20 protein-coding genes are annotated in these 15795 nt (G+C 66.8%); 12 read left to right on the top strand and 8 right to left on the bottom strand.

Annotation, left to right across the window (positions count from 1 at the left end; translation table 11 throughout):
- Nucleotides 1–39 precede the first annotated feature (39 nt).
- Nucleotides 40–462: a rhodanese-like domain-containing protein gene (locus CXY91_RS28925; protein WP_100965411.1), complete on the top strand. Its 423-nt coding sequence runs from the start codon at nt 40–42 to the stop codon at nt 460–462.
- A gap of 135 nt (nt 463–597) precedes the next feature.
- Nucleotides 598–1464, top strand: coding sequence for a hypothetical protein (locus CXY91_RS30460; RefSeq protein ID WP_158673648.1), 867 nt, complete (start codon nt 598–600; stop codon nt 1462–1464).
- Between the two features lie 30 nt (nt 1465–1494).
- Here CXY91_RS30460 and trmD read toward each other — a convergent pair whose 3' ends face one another.
- The 6 genes from trmD to CXY91_RS30455 all read right to left on the bottom strand — a co-directional run bounded on the left by trmD (nt 1495) and on the right by CXY91_RS30455 (nt 5726).
- On the bottom strand, nt 1495–2226 hold the full coding sequence (gene trmD, locus CXY91_RS28920) for a tRNA (guanosine(37)-N1)-methyltransferase TrmD (RefSeq protein WP_100965410.1): 732 nt from the start codon (nt 2224–2226) through the stop codon (nt 1495–1497).
- 3 nt (nt 2227–2229) lie between these two features.
- Nucleotides 2230–2901 (bottom strand): HAD family hydrolase, encoded by a 672-nt coding sequence (locus CXY91_RS28915; protein ID WP_100965409.1) that lies wholly within the window; start codon nt 2899–2901, stop codon nt 2230–2232.
- Nucleotides 2891–3412 (bottom strand): ribosome maturation factor RimM, encoded by a 522-nt coding sequence (rimM, locus tag CXY91_RS28910; protein WP_158673647.1) that lies wholly within the window; start codon nt 3410–3412, stop codon nt 2891–2893. The genes CXY91_RS28915 and rimM overlap by 11 nt, the downstream gene beginning before the upstream one ends.
- A gap of 79 nt (nt 3413–3491) precedes the next feature.
- Entirely contained in the window at nt 3492–3854 is a 363-nt protein-coding gene (rpsP, locus tag CXY91_RS28905; RefSeq protein WP_091831494.1) for a 30S ribosomal protein S16, read from the bottom strand.
- Between the two features lie 31 nt (nt 3855–3885).
- Nucleotides 3886–5454: a signal recognition particle protein gene (ffh, locus tag CXY91_RS28900; protein WP_100965407.1), complete on the bottom strand. Its 1569-nt coding sequence runs from the start codon at nt 5452–5454 to the stop codon at nt 3886–3888.
- Nucleotides 5455–5576: 122 nt separating this feature from the next.
- A complete protein-coding gene (locus tag CXY91_RS30455; protein ID WP_158673646.1) occupies nt 5577–5726 on the bottom strand; it encodes a hypothetical protein in 150 nt (49 codons plus the stop codon).
- Between CXY91_RS30455 and CXY91_RS28895 the strand changes: the two genes are divergently transcribed.
- The 7 genes from CXY91_RS28895 (at nt 5726) to CXY91_RS28865 (ending at nt 9854) form a co-directional block, all read left to right on the top strand.
- On the top strand, nt 5726–6139 hold the full coding sequence (locus CXY91_RS28895) for a hypothetical protein (RefSeq protein WP_100965406.1): 414 nt from the start codon (nt 5726–5728) through the stop codon (nt 6137–6139). The genes CXY91_RS30455 and CXY91_RS28895 overlap by 1 nt on opposite strands.
- A gap of 109 nt (nt 6140–6248) precedes the next feature.
- Nucleotides 6249–6836, top strand: a complete 588-nt coding sequence (locus tag CXY91_RS28890; RefSeq protein WP_091831500.1) for a CAP domain-containing protein — start codon at nt 6249–6251, stop codon at nt 6834–6836.
- Between the two features lie 64 nt (nt 6837–6900).
- Nucleotides 6901–7116, top strand: coding sequence for an AbrB/MazE/SpoVT family DNA-binding domain-containing protein (locus CXY91_RS28885; protein ID WP_091831502.1), 216 nt, complete (start codon nt 6901–6903; stop codon nt 7114–7116).
- On the top strand, nt 7103–7447 hold the full coding sequence (locus tag CXY91_RS28880) for a type II toxin-antitoxin system PemK/MazF family toxin (RefSeq protein WP_091831505.1): 345 nt from the start codon (nt 7103–7105) through the stop codon (nt 7445–7447). Before CXY91_RS28885 ends, CXY91_RS28880 begins: the two co-directional genes overlap by 14 nt.
- 58 nt (nt 7448–7505) lie before the next feature.
- Nucleotides 7506–8132 (top strand): LysE family translocator, encoded by a 627-nt coding sequence (locus tag CXY91_RS28875; RefSeq protein WP_100965405.1) that lies wholly within the window; start codon nt 7506–7508, stop codon nt 8130–8132.
- Between the two features lie 10 nt (nt 8133–8142).
- Nucleotides 8143–8742, top strand: a complete 600-nt coding sequence (locus CXY91_RS28870) for a class I SAM-dependent methyltransferase (protein WP_100965404.1) — start codon at nt 8143–8145, stop codon at nt 8740–8742.
- 53 nt (nt 8743–8795) lie between these two features.
- Nucleotides 8796–9854: an MBL fold metallo-hydrolase gene (locus CXY91_RS28865; protein ID WP_100965403.1), complete on the top strand. Its 1059-nt coding sequence runs from the start codon at nt 8796–8798 to the stop codon at nt 9852–9854.
- A gap of 141 nt (nt 9855–9995) precedes the next feature.
- Here the strand turns inward: CXY91_RS28865 and CXY91_RS31195 are convergent, their stop codons facing one another.
- Nucleotides 9996–10781: a GyrI-like domain-containing protein gene (locus tag CXY91_RS31195; RefSeq protein WP_158673645.1), complete on the bottom strand. Its 786-nt coding sequence runs from the start codon at nt 10779–10781 to the stop codon at nt 9996–9998.
- Between the two features lie 213 nt (nt 10782–10994).
- On the opposite strand from CXY91_RS31195, the gene dapF reads away from it, so the two are divergent.
- The 3 genes from dapF to CXY91_RS28845 all read left to right on the top strand — a co-directional run bounded on the left by dapF (nt 10995) and on the right by CXY91_RS28845 (nt 13796).
- The gene (gene dapF, locus CXY91_RS28855) at nt 10995–11879 is read left to right on the top strand and encodes a diaminopimelate epimerase (RefSeq protein ID WP_100965401.1); all 885 of its coding nucleotides are present in this window, start codon (nt 10995–10997) and stop codon (nt 11877–11879) included.
- Nucleotides 11879–13153, top strand: coding sequence for a tRNA (N(6)-L-threonylcarbamoyladenosine(37)-C(2))-methylthiotransferase MtaB (mtaB, locus tag CXY91_RS28850; RefSeq protein WP_100965400.1), 1275 nt, complete (start codon nt 11879–11881; stop codon nt 13151–13153). The genes dapF and mtaB overlap by 1 nt, the downstream gene beginning before the upstream one ends.
- Nucleotides 13154–13226: 73 nt before the next feature.
- Nucleotides 13227–13796 carry a hypothetical protein gene (locus CXY91_RS28845; protein WP_158673644.1) on the top strand — a complete coding sequence of 190 codons (570 nt, stop codon included), beginning with the start codon at nt 13227–13229 and terminating at the stop codon, nt 13794–13796.
- 72 nt (nt 13797–13868) lie between these two features.
- Here the strand turns inward: CXY91_RS28845 and CXY91_RS28840 are convergent, their stop codons facing one another.
- Nucleotides 13869–15587, bottom strand: coding sequence for an AMP-binding protein (locus CXY91_RS28840; RefSeq protein WP_100965398.1), 1719 nt, complete (start codon nt 15585–15587; stop codon nt 13869–13871).
- Nucleotides 15588–15795: the final 208 nt, after the last annotated feature.

The raw sequence follows: 15795 nt of genomic DNA, 5'->3' as shown, positions 1-15795 counted from the left end.
TGAATTGCGGCGGCCCGCACCTTTCGGTAACGCTCCGACATGAATCGTCGCGCATTCCTGCTGCTCGCCGCTCTCTGCTCGCTGCCGGCTCTTGCCGAGGCCCAGACGCCCATGCCCTCGCTCTCCGTCCGCGAGGCGCATGAGGCCGCCAAGGCCGGCAAGCTCGTCCTCGTCGACATCCGCACGCCGGAGGAATGGGCAGATACCGGCGTGCCGGAGGGCGCGATCAAGCTCGACATGACCGGCAGCGCCTTCGAGGTCCGCCTCGCCGCGCTGAAGCTCGACCATCCCGGCAAGCCGATTGCACTGATCTGCCGGACCGGCAACCGGACCTCGACCGTGCAGAAGACGCTGACTGCGCGCGGCTGGAAGGAGCTGATCGATGTCCGCGGCGGCCTGCTCGGCAATCCCAAGGACAAGGGCTGGCTGGCGGAGGGATTGCCGGTGACAGCGTATCGCTAGAATTTTTGATACTACATCGGCTCGATACCCAATTTGCATCGACCCTATAAACCAGCAGTAGACAGATAGTGCGCACTCTGTGGGTTTAGGCATCCTTAAGGGTGCGATCGACTTTAGCGAGGAACGAGAGTCGACATGGCCTTCACGACTTTTGTGCAGAGATTACATGCGCAACTGGGCCGGCTTAGAGCCACCCTCCTCCCTTTTGCAAGCATAGCTTTTAGCGCCGCCCCGACGATCGCAAATACCGAACAGTCAATGAGGCGCCTACGCAGCCTTCTGGCGGCACCCTGCACGCTATTCGCTGTCCTCGTTTCCAGCCCGGCAACTGCACAGCTTCGTAGCCTTGCTTTGGACACCACGGTCCAACTGGGACCGAACACATTCGTCTTTCCTCGCAATTCACGCGATTTCCTGCCCGACAAGAGTGGAAAGATTGCGGACTTGTCTCTGAGAATCCTGTTTCCGAGCATGGTAGGACGGACGCCGGAAACAACGCACGAGTTGAGTCTGGCCAAGCCGGAGGCCCGCTCCCTCCAAATCCTGCTATCGGACCCGACCTTCGATCGGCAAGTGGGCAGAACCGCTGCGAGAGATGTCCGCCGAGCGATTGTGACAAGAATTGCGGAGACTGAAGTCTGGAACTCACCGTTAGAAACGGTATTCAAGGGTTTTGCTCGCCGACCCGTATTGCAAGGACTGACGGAGATCAGCTTGCTTGAAGGAGAAGGAGAACCCAGCCGCAAAGCTGGCAGTCGGCCCTTTGGCATATCGGCGCTCGAAAGCGGCGAGCGTTACTACGCGGAAATCGAGCAAGAGAAAATAAAGACAGTACTGAATTGCACCGGGACACGCCCAGCGCCCAATCCTCGATGTGAAATGCGCTTCGAATATCGAGAGATAACCGTCAAAGTCGGCTTCTCTCAAGCAATGCGAGAAGACTGGAGGCAAATTCGCGATGCTTTGTCTGGCTATCTCGAGGCCAACCTGAAGCGGCCATAACGGTAAGATTTTCCGGCCGCGCTTCCGGGTTCAACCCTTTGATTTGCCTCGGACCGACGGTGAGATGCGCTCCGAGCCTCCATCGGATAGCAGATCCGGCCGCCTCTCCCGCGTGATCCTCTCCGCCTGCTCGCGCCGCCATCTCGCGATGCGGGCATGGTCACCGGAGAGCAGCGCCTCGGGCAGGCCCCTGCCCTCCCATTCGCGCGGGCGCGTATAGTGGGGGTATTCGAGCAGGCCGTTCTCGAAGCTCTCCTCGGCGCCGGAGGCCTCCTTGCCCATCACGCCGGGGATCAGCCGCACGCAGGCGTCGAGCAACACCATGGCGGCCATCTCGCCGCCTGACAGGATGTAATCGCCGACCGAGACCTCGGTCAGCCCCCGCCCCTCGATCACGCGCTCATCGACCCCCTCGAAGCGGCCGCAGACGATGACGACGCCCTCGCCGGCAACATAGTCCCGCACCATGCGCTGGCTGAGCGGGCGGCCGCGTGGCGACATCAGGAGGCGCGGCCGGGTATCGCCTTCTGGAACCGCCGCATCGATCGCCGCCGCCAGCACGTCGCAGCGCAGCACCATGCCGGCGCCGCCGCCGGCCGGCGTGTCATCGACATTGCGATGCCGGCCGATGCCGTGCTCGCGGATCTGATGCGTCTCCAGCGACCAGAGCCCGCTGCGCAGGCCCTCGCCGGCCAGCGAGGCGCCGAGCGGGCCGGGGAACATCTCGGGATAGAGGGTCAGGACCGAGGCGCGAAATGCCATCGTTCAAGCAAAGCGCAGCGCCGGATTGCCGTCCAGCGCCGCGTAGTCATCAACGCTGGCGATGACGTTGTCGAAGGCGGCGAAGGCCTTGGCCGGCAGCATGGTCAGCACCGCGACCGCACGCATGCCGGCGCGGCGAGCCGCCTCGACGCCGTTCGGCGCATCCTCGAAGACGATGCAGTCGGCCGGCTTGACGCCCATGCGCTCGGCCGCCGCGAGGAACATGTCGGGATGCGGCTTGCCGGGAAAGCCCTGGCTCGGCGAGACGATGGTGGCGAAGCGCTGGCGCAGGGAGAGCGTGTCGAGGATCAGCGCGATGTTCGGCGGGGCGGCGGCGGTGCCAACCGCCATCGGGACTGCATGCTCGCGCGCCCGGTCGAGCAGGTCGATCAGTCCCGCGAGCGGCTTGACCAGCGGGCCGTAGGTCTCGCGATAAAGCTCTTCCTTCTCCTCGGCGAGCCGGTCGAGCTCGGCCGCGTCGACGCCGGGGAAATGCGGGCCGATGATGTCGGAGATCGCCATACCGGCGGTGCGCGCCGAGAAGGTCGCACGCTCGAAGTGCAGGCCGTGCTTGCGGTACCAGACCTCCCAGGCGTCGTCATGGTAGCGCATATTGTCGACGATGGTGCCATCCATGTCGAAGATCAGGCCCTTGGCCGGCGTCTCAGGCAGCATCGTCATCCTCGAACAGGCCGGCGGGAGGCAGGGCCTCGATGCGCTTGGCGGCGATGTCGATGCGCGGCGCATAGGCCTTGGTGAAAGGCATCAGCACCGAGCGGCCATCTTGGGTCTCGATGTCGATGAGGTCGCCGGCGCCGTAGTTGGCAACGGCAATGACAATCCCGAGGATGGCCCCATCAGGGCCAACGACCGTACAGCCGACGAGATCGGCCTGGAGGAACTCGTCCTCGTCCTCGGGTGCCGGCAGGCGCGAACGCTCGATATGGAGCTTCACGCCGTTCAGGAGCTCGGCGCCCTCGCGGCTGGTCACGCCCTTGAGCCGGGCGACGACCACTTCCTTGGCGGGCCTGATATCGGCGATCTCGAAGCGTCGGCCCTTCTCGTCGACGAGCGGACCGTATTCGGCCAGCGCCAGCGGATCGGCGGTGAAGGTCTTGATCCGGACCTCGCCGCGCACGCCATGCGGCGCGCCGACGATGCCGAGCAGGACGAGGTCGTCGCTCATGTCAGCGTGCAACGGCGAATAGGAAAAGCGCGGGGAACCCCTCTCCCATCCGGGAGAGGGGTTCCCCGCGTACTTCATGTCACTCAGCCGCGGCTTCGGCCGGGGCAGCGCTCTTCTCGGCCTTCTTCTCGGCGCGCTCCTTGGCCTTCTCGCCGGGAACGGCCTTTTTCGGGTTGTTGCGGGCCGGACGCTTGGACACGCCGGCGGCGTCGAGGAAGCGCAGGACGCGGTCGGTCGGCTGGGCGCCCTTGGCGAGCCAGGCCTTGGCCTTCTCGAGATCCAGGATGACGCGCTCCGGCGAGTCCTTGGCCTTCATCGGGTCATAGGCGCCGATCTTCTCGATGAAGCGGCCATCGCGCGGCGAGCGGGCGTCGGCGACGACGATGCGGTAGTACGGGCGCTTCTTCGCGCCACCACGGGTCAGGCGGATCTTCAGGGACATTGCTCTTCTTCCTTTGGTTCGAGCGGTAGAATTACTTCTTCTTGAACGGGTTGTTGCCGAGGCCGGGCAGACCGCCGAGGCCGGGCAATTTCGGCATCATGCCGGCGGGCGGGGTGACGCCCTTGGGCAAACCTGGGAAGCCGCCTGGAGGCAGCGAAGGCAGGCCGCCACCGGCGCCGAGCTGCTTCTGCAGTTCGGCGAGCTGGGCCGGATCCATCTTCGAGGGGTCGGGCATGCCGGCCGGCATGCCGCCGACGCCGAGCCCGAACATGCTGCCGAGCTTGCCGAGCATGCCGCCCTTCTGGCGGGACATCTGCTTCATCATGTCCGCCATCTGGCGGTGCATCTTGAGCAGCTTGTTGATCGCTTCCGGCGAGGTGCCGGAGCCGGCGGCGATGCGCTTCTTGCGGCTGTTCTTGAGCAGGTCGGGATTGCGGCGCTCGGCCGCCGTCATCGAGTTGATGATCGCGATCTGCCGGGCGATGACCTTGTCGTCCATCTTGGCGTTGGCGATCTGGCTCTTCATCTGCGCCATGCCGGGCAGCATGCCCATCAACCCGCCGAGCCCGCCCATCTTTTCCATCTGCTGGAGCTGGGTGCGCAGGTCGCCGAGGTCGAAATTGCCCTTGGCCAGACGCTGGGCCAGTTCCTGTGCCTTGTCGGCATCGACCGTGGCCGCCGCCTTCTCGACCAGGCCGACGATGTCGCCCATGCCGAGGATGCGGTTGGCGACGCGCGAGGGATGGAAATCCTCGAGCGCGTCGGTCTTCTCGCCGGTGCCGACGAGCTTGATCGGTTTGCCGGTAACGGCGCGCATCGAGAGCGCGGCGCCGCCGCGGCCATCGCCGTCCATACGGGTCAGCACGATGCCGGTGAGGCCGACGCGGCTGTCGAAGGCCCGCGCCGTGTTGACCGCGTCCTGGCCGGTCAGCGCGTCGGCGACGAGCAGGACCTCATGGGGGTTCGTCGCCGCCTTGACTTCGGCGACCTCGGCCATCAGCGCCTCGTCGAGCGTGACGCGGCCGGCGGTGTCGAGCATGACGACGTCGTAGCCGCCGAGCTTGCCCGCCTCGACGGCGCGCCGCGCGATCTGCACGGCGCTCTGGCCGGCGACGATCGGCAGCGTCTCGACGCCGACCTGCTTGCCGAGGATGGCGAGCTGCTCCATCGCGGCCGGACGGCGCGTATCGAGCGACGCCATCAGGACCTTCTTCTTGTCCCGGTCGGTCAGGCGCCTGGCGATCTTGGCCGTGGAGGTGGTTTTACCCGAGCCCTGCAGACCCACCATCAGGATCGGCACCGGCGGCACGGCGTCGAAGGTGATGCCCTCGCCTTCGCCACCGAGCGTGTCGATCAGGACGTCGTTGACGATCTTGATGACCTGCTGGCCGGGCGTGACCGACTTCAGCACCTCGGCGCCGACGGCGCGCTCGCGGACCTTGTCGGTGAAGCTGCGCACGACCTCGAGCGCGACGTCGGCCTCGAGCAGCGCCCGGCGAACCTCGCGCAGCGCGGCGTTGACGTCGTCCTCGGTCAGCGCGCCCCTGCGGGTCAGGCCCGAGAGGATGCCGGAAAGTCTGTCGCTCAGCGTGCCGAACATGCGGCGATTGCCCTATCCTTGTTTGCCGGCGTCGGCCGCAAGAACCAACATGACCGCCAAACGGTTTCGCGCCCGAGGGCGCAGACGCGCTGTCGGGCGTTGACCTCCGGGCTCATGGTAGCTCAGCGAGCGGCCCGGTCGGCGGATGAGGTTTCGGCGATGTCGGCGAAACGAATGCGCGCGTTAAAGCGGACAAATGCGGCGAAAGTCAAGCTGAAGCGCACAAGCGGCGGCTGCGCCAGCCCTGCGCGATCCTCATCACGGAGATACAATGAAGCTTCCGGTCCTCGCCGCCGCCTTGTTCGCGCTCGGCCTCACCCAGGCGCAGGCGCAGTCCTGCGAAGGCAATTTCTCCGTGGTCGGTACGCCGATGCTGACCGGCCTGACCTACAAGACCTGGGACATCGTGCAGAAGCGCGCGCCGGCGCGGGTGCTGAAGGATCTCGGCGCCGCCGTCTCGGCCGAAGGATTCGCCGACATGCGCATCGACAACGCGACCAGCTCGGTCCTCGCCATCCAGGAGACCTCGGGCTCCGGCCGGCCACAGACCCTGCGCATTACCGCCCGCAAGAGTGGCAGCGGTACGCGGGTCGATGCGGTCTTCGTCGTCCAGCAGGGCCAGGTCGCTCCCGAAGGTTACGTTCGCGACGCGCTCTGCCGGGTGATCTCCGGCGCGCAGGGCTGATCCTGCGCAAGACGCGGCGTCTCGCTCAGGCGGCGCCGCGACAATCCTGCCAGAATCCGCCATTAGGCGGATACGCCAGCCGATGGTGCCTGACAGGATCCCCCCATAGATGACGAAGCATTCGGGCACAGCCCTCCTGATCGCCCTGCTTCTGGCCGGTTGTGCCGGAACGCAACGCGAGACCACGGCGCCGAGCCCGCGCAAGATCGAGCGCCTCGCCGCAGTGAAGGCCGATCCGGCCGAGGCGGTGCGCATCCTCAACGCCTATCGCGCCGGCAAGGGCCTCGGCCCAGTGAGGCTCGATTCCACGCTGACTACGATGGCCCAGCGCCAGTCCGACGCGATGGCCGCCAGCGACGACCTTTCCCACAGCGCCGCCGGCAGCTTCAATTCCCGCGTCAGCGCCGCCGGCCTCGACACGGTGCGCGCCGCGGAGAATCTCGGCGCCGGCTACTACTCGACGCAAGAGGCCTTCGACGGCTGGAAGAAATCCTCCGGCCACGAAGCCAACCTGTCGATGCCGCAGGCGACGCGCATCGGCCTTGCCCTCGCAAAGAACCCGCAGACCCGCTACGGCGCGTGGTGGACGCTTGTACTGGCGGGCGATCCGGAGAAGCGGCAGGAGATGTCGGCAGGGCCCCTGGTGCCGGCGCGCGGCAGCGGGACAACGACCTTCCGTTGGGGGGCGCCGCTTTAGGACGTCATCGCGGATGGATTGCAGAAAGAAAGGAAATTCCTTACCTATCCAACAGGAGGTTGCTATGATCACGAGCAAGCTGACGAGCAAGGCGCAGACGACGATCCCGCAACCAGTCCGCGCCGCCCTCAAGCTCAGGGATGGCGACGAGATCGCCTATGTTATCGCCGACGATCATGTCGTGATCAGCAAGGCGACCTCGCCGGCTGCCGAAGACCCATTCGCGACGTTCGGCGAATGGGACAGCGAGGCGGATCGGAAGGCTTATGCCGGTCTTTGAGCAGGGCGACGTCGTCCGCGTCCCCTTTCCCTATACCGATCGCGCGACGCGCCAGCATCGGCCAGCGTTGGTCGTGTCGGCCGGCGGCATTGGAGACGGCGAGGCACTACTCTGGGTCGCGATGATCACGAGCGCCGAGAACCGCCCCTGGCCGGGTGACGTGCCACTGGGAGCGCGATACCGCGAAGCGGGCCTGCCGGCGCCATCGACGATCCGCCCCTGCAAGATCGCCACGATCGAGGCTCGCCATGCGCAGGCGATCGGCCGCGTCGACGACGGGCAACTTGTCGACGTAATCACGGCAATGAGCGGCTATCTGCGCGCAAAATAGCCCTTTACAAACATCCCGTCCTGGTGATGGCTCTGGTTTTTAGCGGAGCCTCTACACCATGACCTTCGAAGCCTGGGCCGCCTTCGCCGCCGCCACCGCGGTCCTCCTCGTGATCCCCGGGCCGACCATCCTCTTGGTGATCTCCTATGCGCTCGGCCAGGGCTGGCGCACGGCACTGCCGATGGCGGTCGGCGTCGCGCTCGGCGACTTCACCGCGATGACCTTGTCCATGCTCGGCGTCGGTGCGCTGCTGGCGACCTCGGCGACGATCTTCACCGCGTTGAAATGGGCGGGCGCGGCCTATCTGATCTATCTCGGCGTCAAGCTCTTTCGGGCCGGCGGCAGTCTCGATGCCAAACCGCGCCGGGACGCAAGCTCGGCGCTGAAAATGCTCGGCCATGCCTGGCTGGTGACGGCGCTGAACCCAAAGAGCATCACCTTCTTCGTCGCCTTCCTGCCGCAGTTCCTCGATCCGAAGGCGGATTTCTGGACGCAGATGCTGATCTTCGAGGCGACCTTCATCACCCTCGCCTTCGCCAACGCCTTCGGCTACGCGCTGATCGCCTCGCGCGCCCGCACGCTTGTCGGCAATCCCCGTGCGATAGGTCTGTTCAACAAGGCCGGCGGCACGCTGCTGATCGGCGCCGGCATCGCCACCGTCGCGGTGCGCTCGGGCAGCAACTGAGGGCTCACGCATGAGCGGACGCGACGCGGATACGCTCGGCTTCTACGCGGCCGAGGCACAGGTCTATGCCGGGCGCGCCCGCGAACTCGGCGAGGCGCGGTTGCGACGCTTCACCGAAATCATACCAACGGGCGGCCAGGTGCTCGAACTCGGCTGCGGCGGTGGCCAGGACAGCGAAGCCCTGCTCAGGCTCGGCCTCGACGTCAGCCCGACCGACGGCTCGCCCGAACTCGCCGCACAGGCGCAAAAGCGCCTCGGCCGGCCGGTCTCCGTGCTGCTGTTCGAAGACCTCGTGGCAGAAGCTGCCTTCGACGGGGTCTGGGCCAATGCCTGTCTGCTGCATGTCCCGCGGCCGGCCCTGCCCGGCATCGTCGCGAGAGTGCACCGGGCCTTGCGGCCGGGCGGCGTCTTCTACGCCAGCTACAAGGCCGGCGAGGCGGAAGGCCGCGACCGCTTCGGCCGCTACTACAACTATCCGGATGCCGACTGGCTGCGCACGGCCTACGGCCACGGCAGCTGGAACCGCATCGATATCGAGGAGGATCTGGGCGGCGGCTACGACCAGGAGCCGACACGCTGGCTGCACGCGATGGCGATCAAGTTGTCTTGAAACCGACGGCGCGGTCTTGACGCTGCGCGATACGCGCACGACCTGACTATGCCATGACACGCCGCAAGCTTCTGCGCCTTCTCGGCATCCCCGCCCTTCTCGGCTCCTCCGGTTTCGCCTGGGCCTCCTATGCGCGCTCGCGCAATCCCTATTACCAGGGCCCGGTCAGCGACCATTTCGACGGTCTGGTCTTCACGGACGGCCGGCCGGTCACCAAGGGCTTGGCCGATGTATTGCGCTGGCAGTTCTCGAACCGCGAGCGCGAGGCCTTCCCGGAGCAGTACGAGGCACCGCCGCAGGACAAGCCGCCGGCCCGCGTCGAAGGCTTGCGCGTCGTCCATCTCGGCCACGCCTCCTTCCTCTACCAGGTCGCCGGCCTCAACATCCTGATCGACCCGGTCTTTTCCGAACGCGCCAGCCCGTTCTCCTTCTTCGGGCCCAAGCGCGTGAACGCTCCCGGTGTCGCCTTCGCCGACTTGCCGAAGATCGACGTCGTGCTGGTGACGCACAACCATTACGACCATCTCGACGTCGAGACGCTGGCGCAGGTCCATGCGCGCGACAACCCGCGCATGATCATGCCGCTCGGCAACGATGTGATCGTCAAGGCACGCGAGGCGAGCGTTCGCGCCGAGGCGCATGACTGGGATACGCGGCTCGAATTGTCCGACAAGGTCGCGACCACGCTGGTGCCGAGCTATCACTGGTCGGCGCGCGGCGCCTTCGACCGGCGCATGGCGCTGTGGTGCTCCTTCGTGATCGAGACTCCGGGCGGCAAGCTCTTCCATATCGGCGATACCGGCTATCATGACGGCTCGCTCTATGAGCGGCTCGGCCGGGAGCACGGCCCGTTCCGCCTGGCGGCGCTGCCGATCGGCGCCTATGAGCCGCGCTGGTTCATGAGCGACAACCACATGAACCCCGAGGAAGCGGTCAAGGTGATGCGCTCTCTGCGCGCCGAGCAGGCGCTCGGTCACCATTGGGGCACTTTCCAGCTCACGGACGAAGGCGTCACCCGCCCACCCGAGGCGCTTACGGTCGCGCTGCAGCAGGCTGGATTGCCCGAGGAACGCTTCCGGCCGATGCGGCCCGGGCTGGTGTGGGAGGCGTGAACCCCTAACTCGACTCGGTCGGCCCGGGCGACCGGAGGGAAACCCGGAACCCTTTTCGGATAGGCTCAGGCATGGATCCCGGATCGGCGCGGCTACCGCCGCTTGTCCGGGGTGACCACGTCGTTATCTTAGACGTATGCCCTATTTCGGCTGGACGTAAACGTTGATCTCGAGGTTCGGGTCCCCGGCGTCCTTGAGATCGCTGACATATTCTTCGAGGAAAGCGTCCTTCACGACGATGTTCTTGGCCTCGAGATAGGCCGTGATCGTCTCATAGGTCGAATCGATATCGTCATAGGGAGCGGTGTGGACGAAGCGCAGCGCGCGACCGACCGGTGACTGGCCGTTGCGCACGCCATTCGCCAGCGCCGTGGCAGCCGGCTTGTCGACCGGCAGCATCGCCTCGAACTTAAAGCCGTTGTCGTCGGTCTCGACGAACAGGCTGAGCGGCCGGCCCGCGACCTTGAGCCCGGCCTTGTCGGCCTCGGCCCGCAGGAGAGCGATCGTCTCCCCCAGTTTCTGGAAACCCTGATCCCAGCTCGCCTGCCCGGCGAAGAGCAATACCGGCTTGGCCGTCAGCTGCACCTCGTCGACATCGGAGGGGTCGCCCTTCTTGCCGGCGAGCGTCGCATTCGAGTCTGGCGTGCCGGTCTGCTGTTGCTGCACAGGCGGCGCCGGCTGCGGGCTGGGCAGAGTCGGGGGCGGCTGGACGGGTTGCGGCTCGGCCGGCGCCGCAGGAGCGGGCTGGACCGGCTGCGGCGTCACGGGTGATTGAAGCGCCGGCGGCGGCTGCACCGGCTGCGGTTCGGCCTGAACCGGCTGACCGCCCTGGCTCTGGGTCGGCGCCTGCTGGGCATTCTGCGCCGGAGTCGCGGTCCCCGGCGGCGCGGCGAGCGGCGTGCTCTCCACGGCAGTCGGCGGCGCCACGCGCGTCTGCGCGGCAGCAGGACAGGCAAAGGCGAGCGCAAGAAGGAGCGCGCTGAATCTCGACTGCCGCATACCCGAATATCCCGAGCTGACACGACCGATTCGCGCCGTGCCGCAAACTACGCTGATCCCGTAACGGCAGGAAGATCGCGAAGGGTGGCAATTTTTCGGCATCGCGCTCATATACCGCCAGCATCATGGACTTGTGACGATATGAACGCCCTCGCCAATCGCCGGTTCCTCAAGATGAACGGGCTCGGCAACGAGATCACCGTGCTCGATCTGCGCGGGACGAAGCATGTCGTCTCCGAGGCCGAGGCGCGCGCCATCGCCAGCCAGGAGCGCACCCGCTTCGACCAGTTAATGGTCCTGCACGACGCAAAGGCGGCGGGCATCGACGCCTATGTCCGCATCTACAACACCGACGGCTCCGAGGCCGGCGCCTGTGGCAACGGCACGCGCTGCGTCGCCTGGGCGATGACCGCCGACCCTGGGATGGGCCAGGCCGGCCGCGACGGGCTCCTGCTGCAGACCAAGGCCGGGCTGCTGCCGGTGGCGCGTCTGTCGGAGGCCGTCTTCACCGTTGACATGGGCGCGCCGCGCCTGGCTTGGGACGAGATCCCGCTGGCCGAGCCCTTCGAGGACACCAGCCGCTTCGAACTGCAGATCGGGCCGATCGACGATCCGATCCTGCACACGCCCTGCGGCGTCAGCATGGGCAATCCGCACGCCGTGTTCTTCGTCGACGATCCCTATCGCTTCAATCTCGAGCAGATCGGCCCGCTGCTGGAGAACCACCCGATCTTTCCGGACCGCGCCAATATCGGCCTCGCCGCGGTCAAGGCGCCGGACCATATCGTGCTGCGGGTCTGGGAGCGCGGCGCCGGCATTACCCGGGCCTGCGGCTCGGGCGCCTGTGCCGCGCTGGTCGCGGCTGTGCGCCGCGAGCTCTCCGAGCGCAAGGCGACCGTCAGCCTGCCCGGCGGCGACCTCGTCATCGAATGGCGCGAAAGCGACGGCCATGTGCTGATGACCGGGCCGGCCGCGCTCGACTGGGACGGCGTGCTGGAGCCCGGCCTCTTCGCCGCCGTCGCCTGATGGGCGTGGAGCTCGTCACCTTCGGCTGCCGGCTGAACCTCGTCGAGAGCGAGACGATCGAGCGGCAGGCGCTGGCTGCCGGCCTCTCCGAGATCGCGGTGATCAATACATGCGCGGTGACGGCGGAAGCCGTGCGCCAGGCCAGCCAGGCGATCCGCCGGCTCGCCCGCCAGAGGCCCGAGCGGCCGATCGTCGTCACCGGCTGCGCCGCGCAGATCGAGCCCGCACGCTTTGCCGCCATGCCGGAGGTGACGCGGGTGCTCGGCAATGCCGAGAAGCTCGACCCGGCGCGCTGGCGGACCCTCGCGAGCTCGAACAGCCTGCGGGCTGGCCCGTCGGCCGATGTGACGAGCAAGATCGTGGTCGGCGACATCATGCAGGCACGCGATGCCTCTCCGCAGCGCACGCAGGCGCTCGGCCAGCATACGCGCGGCTTCCTGCAGGTGCAGAACGGCTGCGACCATCGCTGCACCTTCTGCGTCATCCCGCTCGGGCGTGGCAATGCCCGCTCGGCTGATGCCGCCGAGGTCATCGTGCAGGCCCGCCGTCTCGTCGCGGAAGGGGCGAGCGAGATCGTGCTGACCGGGGTCGACCTGACGAGCTATGGCCGGGAGCGCTCGGACGGACCGACGCTCGGCGCTCTCGTCGGCGCGATCCTCGCGGCGCTGCCCGAGCTGAAGCGCCTGCGCCTGTCCTCGCTCGACGCTGTCGAGGTCGATGACGATCTGCGCGATCTCATTGCCGACGAGCCGCGGTTGATGCCGCATCTGCATCTGTCGCTGCAATCGGGCGACGACCTCGTGCTGAAGCGGATGAAGCGCCGCCACAGCCGCGCCGAAGCGATCATCTTCTGCAAGGAGATGCGGGCTCTACGCCCCGACATCGCCTTCGGCGCCGATCTGATCGCAGGGTTCCCGACCGAGGACGAGGCGATGTTCGCGCGCACGCTCGCACTGATCGAGGAGTGCGGCCTGTCCTATGTCCACGGCTTCCCGTTTTCGCCGCGGCCCGGCACGCCGGCGGCACGCATGCCGCAGGTCGCCGGCGGCGAAATCAAGGAACGCGCGGCCCGCCTGCGGGAAGCCGCGGAGGCGGCCCATGGCCGGCATCTTTCCGCCCGTATCGGCCGGCCGCTCTCGGTCCTGACCGAGCGCGGCGATACCGGCCGGGCCGAGGATTTCACGCTGGTGCGCTTCGGCCACAGCGTCGCGCCCGGTCAGATCCTGGGGGTGACCAGCCATGCCCGGAGCGGCAAATCATTGCTCGCGGCTTGACCCGGCCCCCCTCCCCGGCCATAGCCGGCAGCGTTTCATCCGTCTCGCTGCCGTCGCAATCGGGAACTAGCCCGTGACCATGACCAGATCGCTTCGCCTGTCCGCCGCCCTCGCAGCCATCCTGTCCGCCGCCAGCGCCGCCGCGCAATCCTATGGCGATTCCGTGAGCGGCCTCTCGGTTTCGCCGCCGGCCGGCTTCAAGGCGGAAGCCGGCAAGCCGCATCCGCAATTCGACGTGACGATCGACATCTCCTCGAAGACCGGCACGCCCAAGGCGGTGAACAGCACCGGCCATCTCTGCACGCTCGGCTTCAAGCCCTCCACGCAGAACGCGCAGCTGACGCGCGACATCGTCAACGAGCAGATGACCAGGCCGGAATGGCAGCAGCTCTATCGCGAGATGTTCGAGACGATCGGCACCGTGTCCGACCTCAAGCTGTTCGAACACCAGGGCTTCACCGGCATCGAGCTGGTCGTGACGCCCAAGGCCGGGCCGAACGCGCAGAATGTGCGCATGTTCACCTCGACCCTGGAGACGGCCAAGGGCCGCACCGCCCTGATCTGCGCCACCGCCCCGGCCAGCCTCGCCGCTGCTTTGCCGCAGTTCAAGGCCCTGCGCGCGACCATCCATGCGCCGGAATAGGCCCGCTACTGCCCGGGACTTCAACCTTCGAGGCGGCCTCTAACGCGGTCTCCTCACGATGAAGGTGGGGGTTCACCCCTTCTGCGCAGCGATCTCCTCGCGCAGCGCCCGGCGCAGCACCTTGCCGACGTTGGTCTTGGGCAGCGCCTCGCGGAAGATGATCTGCTTGGGGACCTTGTAGCCGGTCAGGTTCTCCTTGCAGAAGGCACGCAGATCCTCGGCGGTGACGGCCGCATCACGCTTGACCACGAAGGCGGTCACCGCCTCGCCGGAATGCTCGTCCGGCAGGCCGATCACGGCCGATTCGAGCACGCCGGGATGCTTGGCGAGCACGTCCTCGACCTCGTTCGGGTAGACATTGAACCCGGAGACCAGAACCATGTCCTTCATTCGGTCGACGACCTTGATCTGCCCGTCCGGCAGGAAGATGCCGACGTCGCCGGAGCGGAAATAGCCGTCCGCCGTCATCACCTTGGCGGTCTCGTCCGGCCGGTTCCAGTAGCCGGCCATCACCTGCGGCCCGCGGATGCAGATCTCCCCGGCTTCTCCGGTCGCCACGTCGTTGCCCTCGGCGTCGCGGATGGCGAAGTCGGTCGAGGGCAGCGGGTAGCCGATCGTGCCGCTGAACTCGGTGATGTCGGTGCGGTTGACCGAGGCGACCGGCGATGTCTCCGAGAGGCCGTATCCCTCGATGATCGGCCGGCCGGTGACCTCCTTCCAGCGCTTGGCCACGGCGGCCTGGGTCGCCATGCCGCCGGCAATGGCGAAGCTGAGCTCCGAGAAGTTCACGTCCTTGATCTCGGGATGGCTGGCGAGCGCGTTGTAGAGCGTATTGACGCCCGAGAAGAGCGTGAACCGGCTCGCCTTCAGGATCTTGATGAAGCCGGCGATGTCGCGCGGATTGGCGATCAGGAGGCTCTTGGCGCCGATGCGCAGCATGAACATGCAGCAGCAGGTCAGGGCGAAGATGTGGTAGAGCGGCAGTGCCGTCACCATGACATGCTGATAGTCGCTGCGGCCATGCGGCGCCTCGAGCTGCCAGCCGAGCCAGAGCGCGCATTGCGCGACATTGGAGGCGACGTTGTGGTGCGTCAGCGTCGCGCCTTTGGAGACGCCGGTGGTGCCGCCGGTGTATTGCAGGAAGGCGACGTCCCCGGGCGCGATCGTGACCGGGCTCATCGTCCCCGTCTGGGCCAAGACGCTCTTGAGCGACACCGAACCCGGCAGATTGTAGGGCTTCACCACCTTCTTGATCTTGCGAGCGACGAAATTGACGATCGTCCCCTTGAACCCCATCAGGTCGCCGGCAGTGGCGATGAGGATCGCGTCGAGCTTGAGGTTGGGCCGCGCCTCCTCGACGACATGGGCGAAGTTCTCGATCACCACCAGCGCGCGCGCTTCGGCGTCGTTGACCTGATGCGCCAGCTCGCGGGCGGTGTAGAGCGGGTTGACGTTGACGACGGTGAAGCCGCCGATCAGCGCACCGAAGATCGTCGCCGGATAGGCGAGGATGTTCGGCATCATCAGCGCGATGCGGTCGCCCTTCTTGAAGCCCTGCGCCTGCAGCCAGGCGGCGAAGGCGCGCGCGGCGCGCCCGACCTCGGCGAAAGTGATCGACTTGCCGAAGCTCTCGAAGGCCTGGCGATCGGCATAGGTCTCGCAGGCATTGCGGATCAGGTCGGCAAGCGTGCCGACACCGGCTTCGTCGATCACCGGCGGCACGGCCGGCGGATAATGCGCCAGCCAGGGGCGCGCATCCGATGTCGCCTGAGCCGCGGAAAGAACCGTCATCCCCATCCTCCCCTTTGCGGTCCGCCCTGTTGCCGGGCCTGGATGCCGCGCGGCGGACGCCCGGCTGTCCGCCGGTCACGACCCGCACCTTCTGATTGTCCTGCACTACACTGCGCAAGCCTAGCGGCGGGCGCAAGCACCCGCCGCTCGAAAGTTTACATATAAACCTTCTTACTGCAACTCGATAAAGGCGGCATTCGACCAGCCT

Origin of the sequence: Allobosea sp. FBZP-16, from assembly GCF_002831785.1 — a bacterium.
Lineage (GTDB): Bacteria > Pseudomonadota > Alphaproteobacteria > Rhizobiales > Beijerinckiaceae > Allobosea > Allobosea lupini.
This window is presented reverse-complemented; position numbering and strand designations above follow the sequence as displayed.

Coding starts and splice junctions, on each gene's coding strand:
- CXY91_RS28925 (WP_100965411.1), top strand. CDS start 40: ATGAATCGTCGCGCATTCCTGCTGCTCGCCGCTCTCTGCTCGCTGCCG.
- CXY91_RS30460 (WP_158673648.1), top strand. CDS start 598: ATGGCCTTCACGACTTTTGTGCAGAGATTACATGCGCAACTGGGCCGG.
- trmD (WP_100965410.1), bottom strand. CDS start 2,226: ATGGCATTTCGCGCCTCGGTCCTGACCCTCTATCCCGAGATGTTCCCC.
- CXY91_RS28915 (WP_100965409.1), bottom strand. CDS start 2,901: ATGCTGCCTGAGACGCCGGCCAAGGGCCTGATCTTCGACATGGATGGC.
- rimM (WP_158673647.1), bottom strand. CDS start 3,412: ATGAGCGACGACCTCGTCCTGCTCGGCATCGTCGGCGCGCCGCATGGC.
- rpsP (WP_091831494.1), bottom strand. CDS start 3,854: ATGTCCCTGAAGATCCGCCTGACCCGTGGTGGCGCGAAGAAGCGCCCG.
- ffh (WP_100965407.1), bottom strand. CDS start 5,454: ATGTTCGGCACGCTGAGCGACAGACTTTCCGGCATCCTCTCGGGCCTG.
- CXY91_RS28895 (WP_100965406.1), top strand. CDS start 5,726: ATGAAGCTTCCGGTCCTCGCCGCCGCCTTGTTCGCGCTCGGCCTCACC.
- CXY91_RS28890 (WP_091831500.1), top strand. CDS start 6,249: ATGACGAAGCATTCGGGCACAGCCCTCCTGATCGCCCTGCTTCTGGCC.
- CXY91_RS28885 (WP_091831502.1), top strand. CDS start 6,901: ATGATCACGAGCAAGCTGACGAGCAAGGCGCAGACGACGATCCCGCAA.
- CXY91_RS28880 (WP_091831505.1), top strand. CDS start 7,103: ATGCCGGTCTTTGAGCAGGGCGACGTCGTCCGCGTCCCCTTTCCCTAT.
- CXY91_RS28875 (WP_100965405.1), top strand. CDS start 7,506: ATGACCTTCGAAGCCTGGGCCGCCTTCGCCGCCGCCACCGCGGTCCTC.
- CXY91_RS28870 (WP_100965404.1), top strand. CDS start 8,143: ATGAGCGGACGCGACGCGGATACGCTCGGCTTCTACGCGGCCGAGGCA.
- CXY91_RS28865 (WP_100965403.1), top strand. CDS start 8,796: ATGACACGCCGCAAGCTTCTGCGCCTTCTCGGCATCCCCGCCCTTCTC.
- dapF (WP_100965401.1), top strand. CDS start 10,995: ATGAACGCCCTCGCCAATCGCCGGTTCCTCAAGATGAACGGGCTCGGC.
- mtaB (WP_100965400.1), top strand. CDS start 11,879: ATGGGCGTGGAGCTCGTCACCTTCGGCTGCCGGCTGAACCTCGTCGAG.
- CXY91_RS28840 (WP_100965398.1), bottom strand. CDS start 15,587: ATGACGGTTCTTTCCGCGGCTCAGGCGACATCGGATGCGCGCCCCTGG.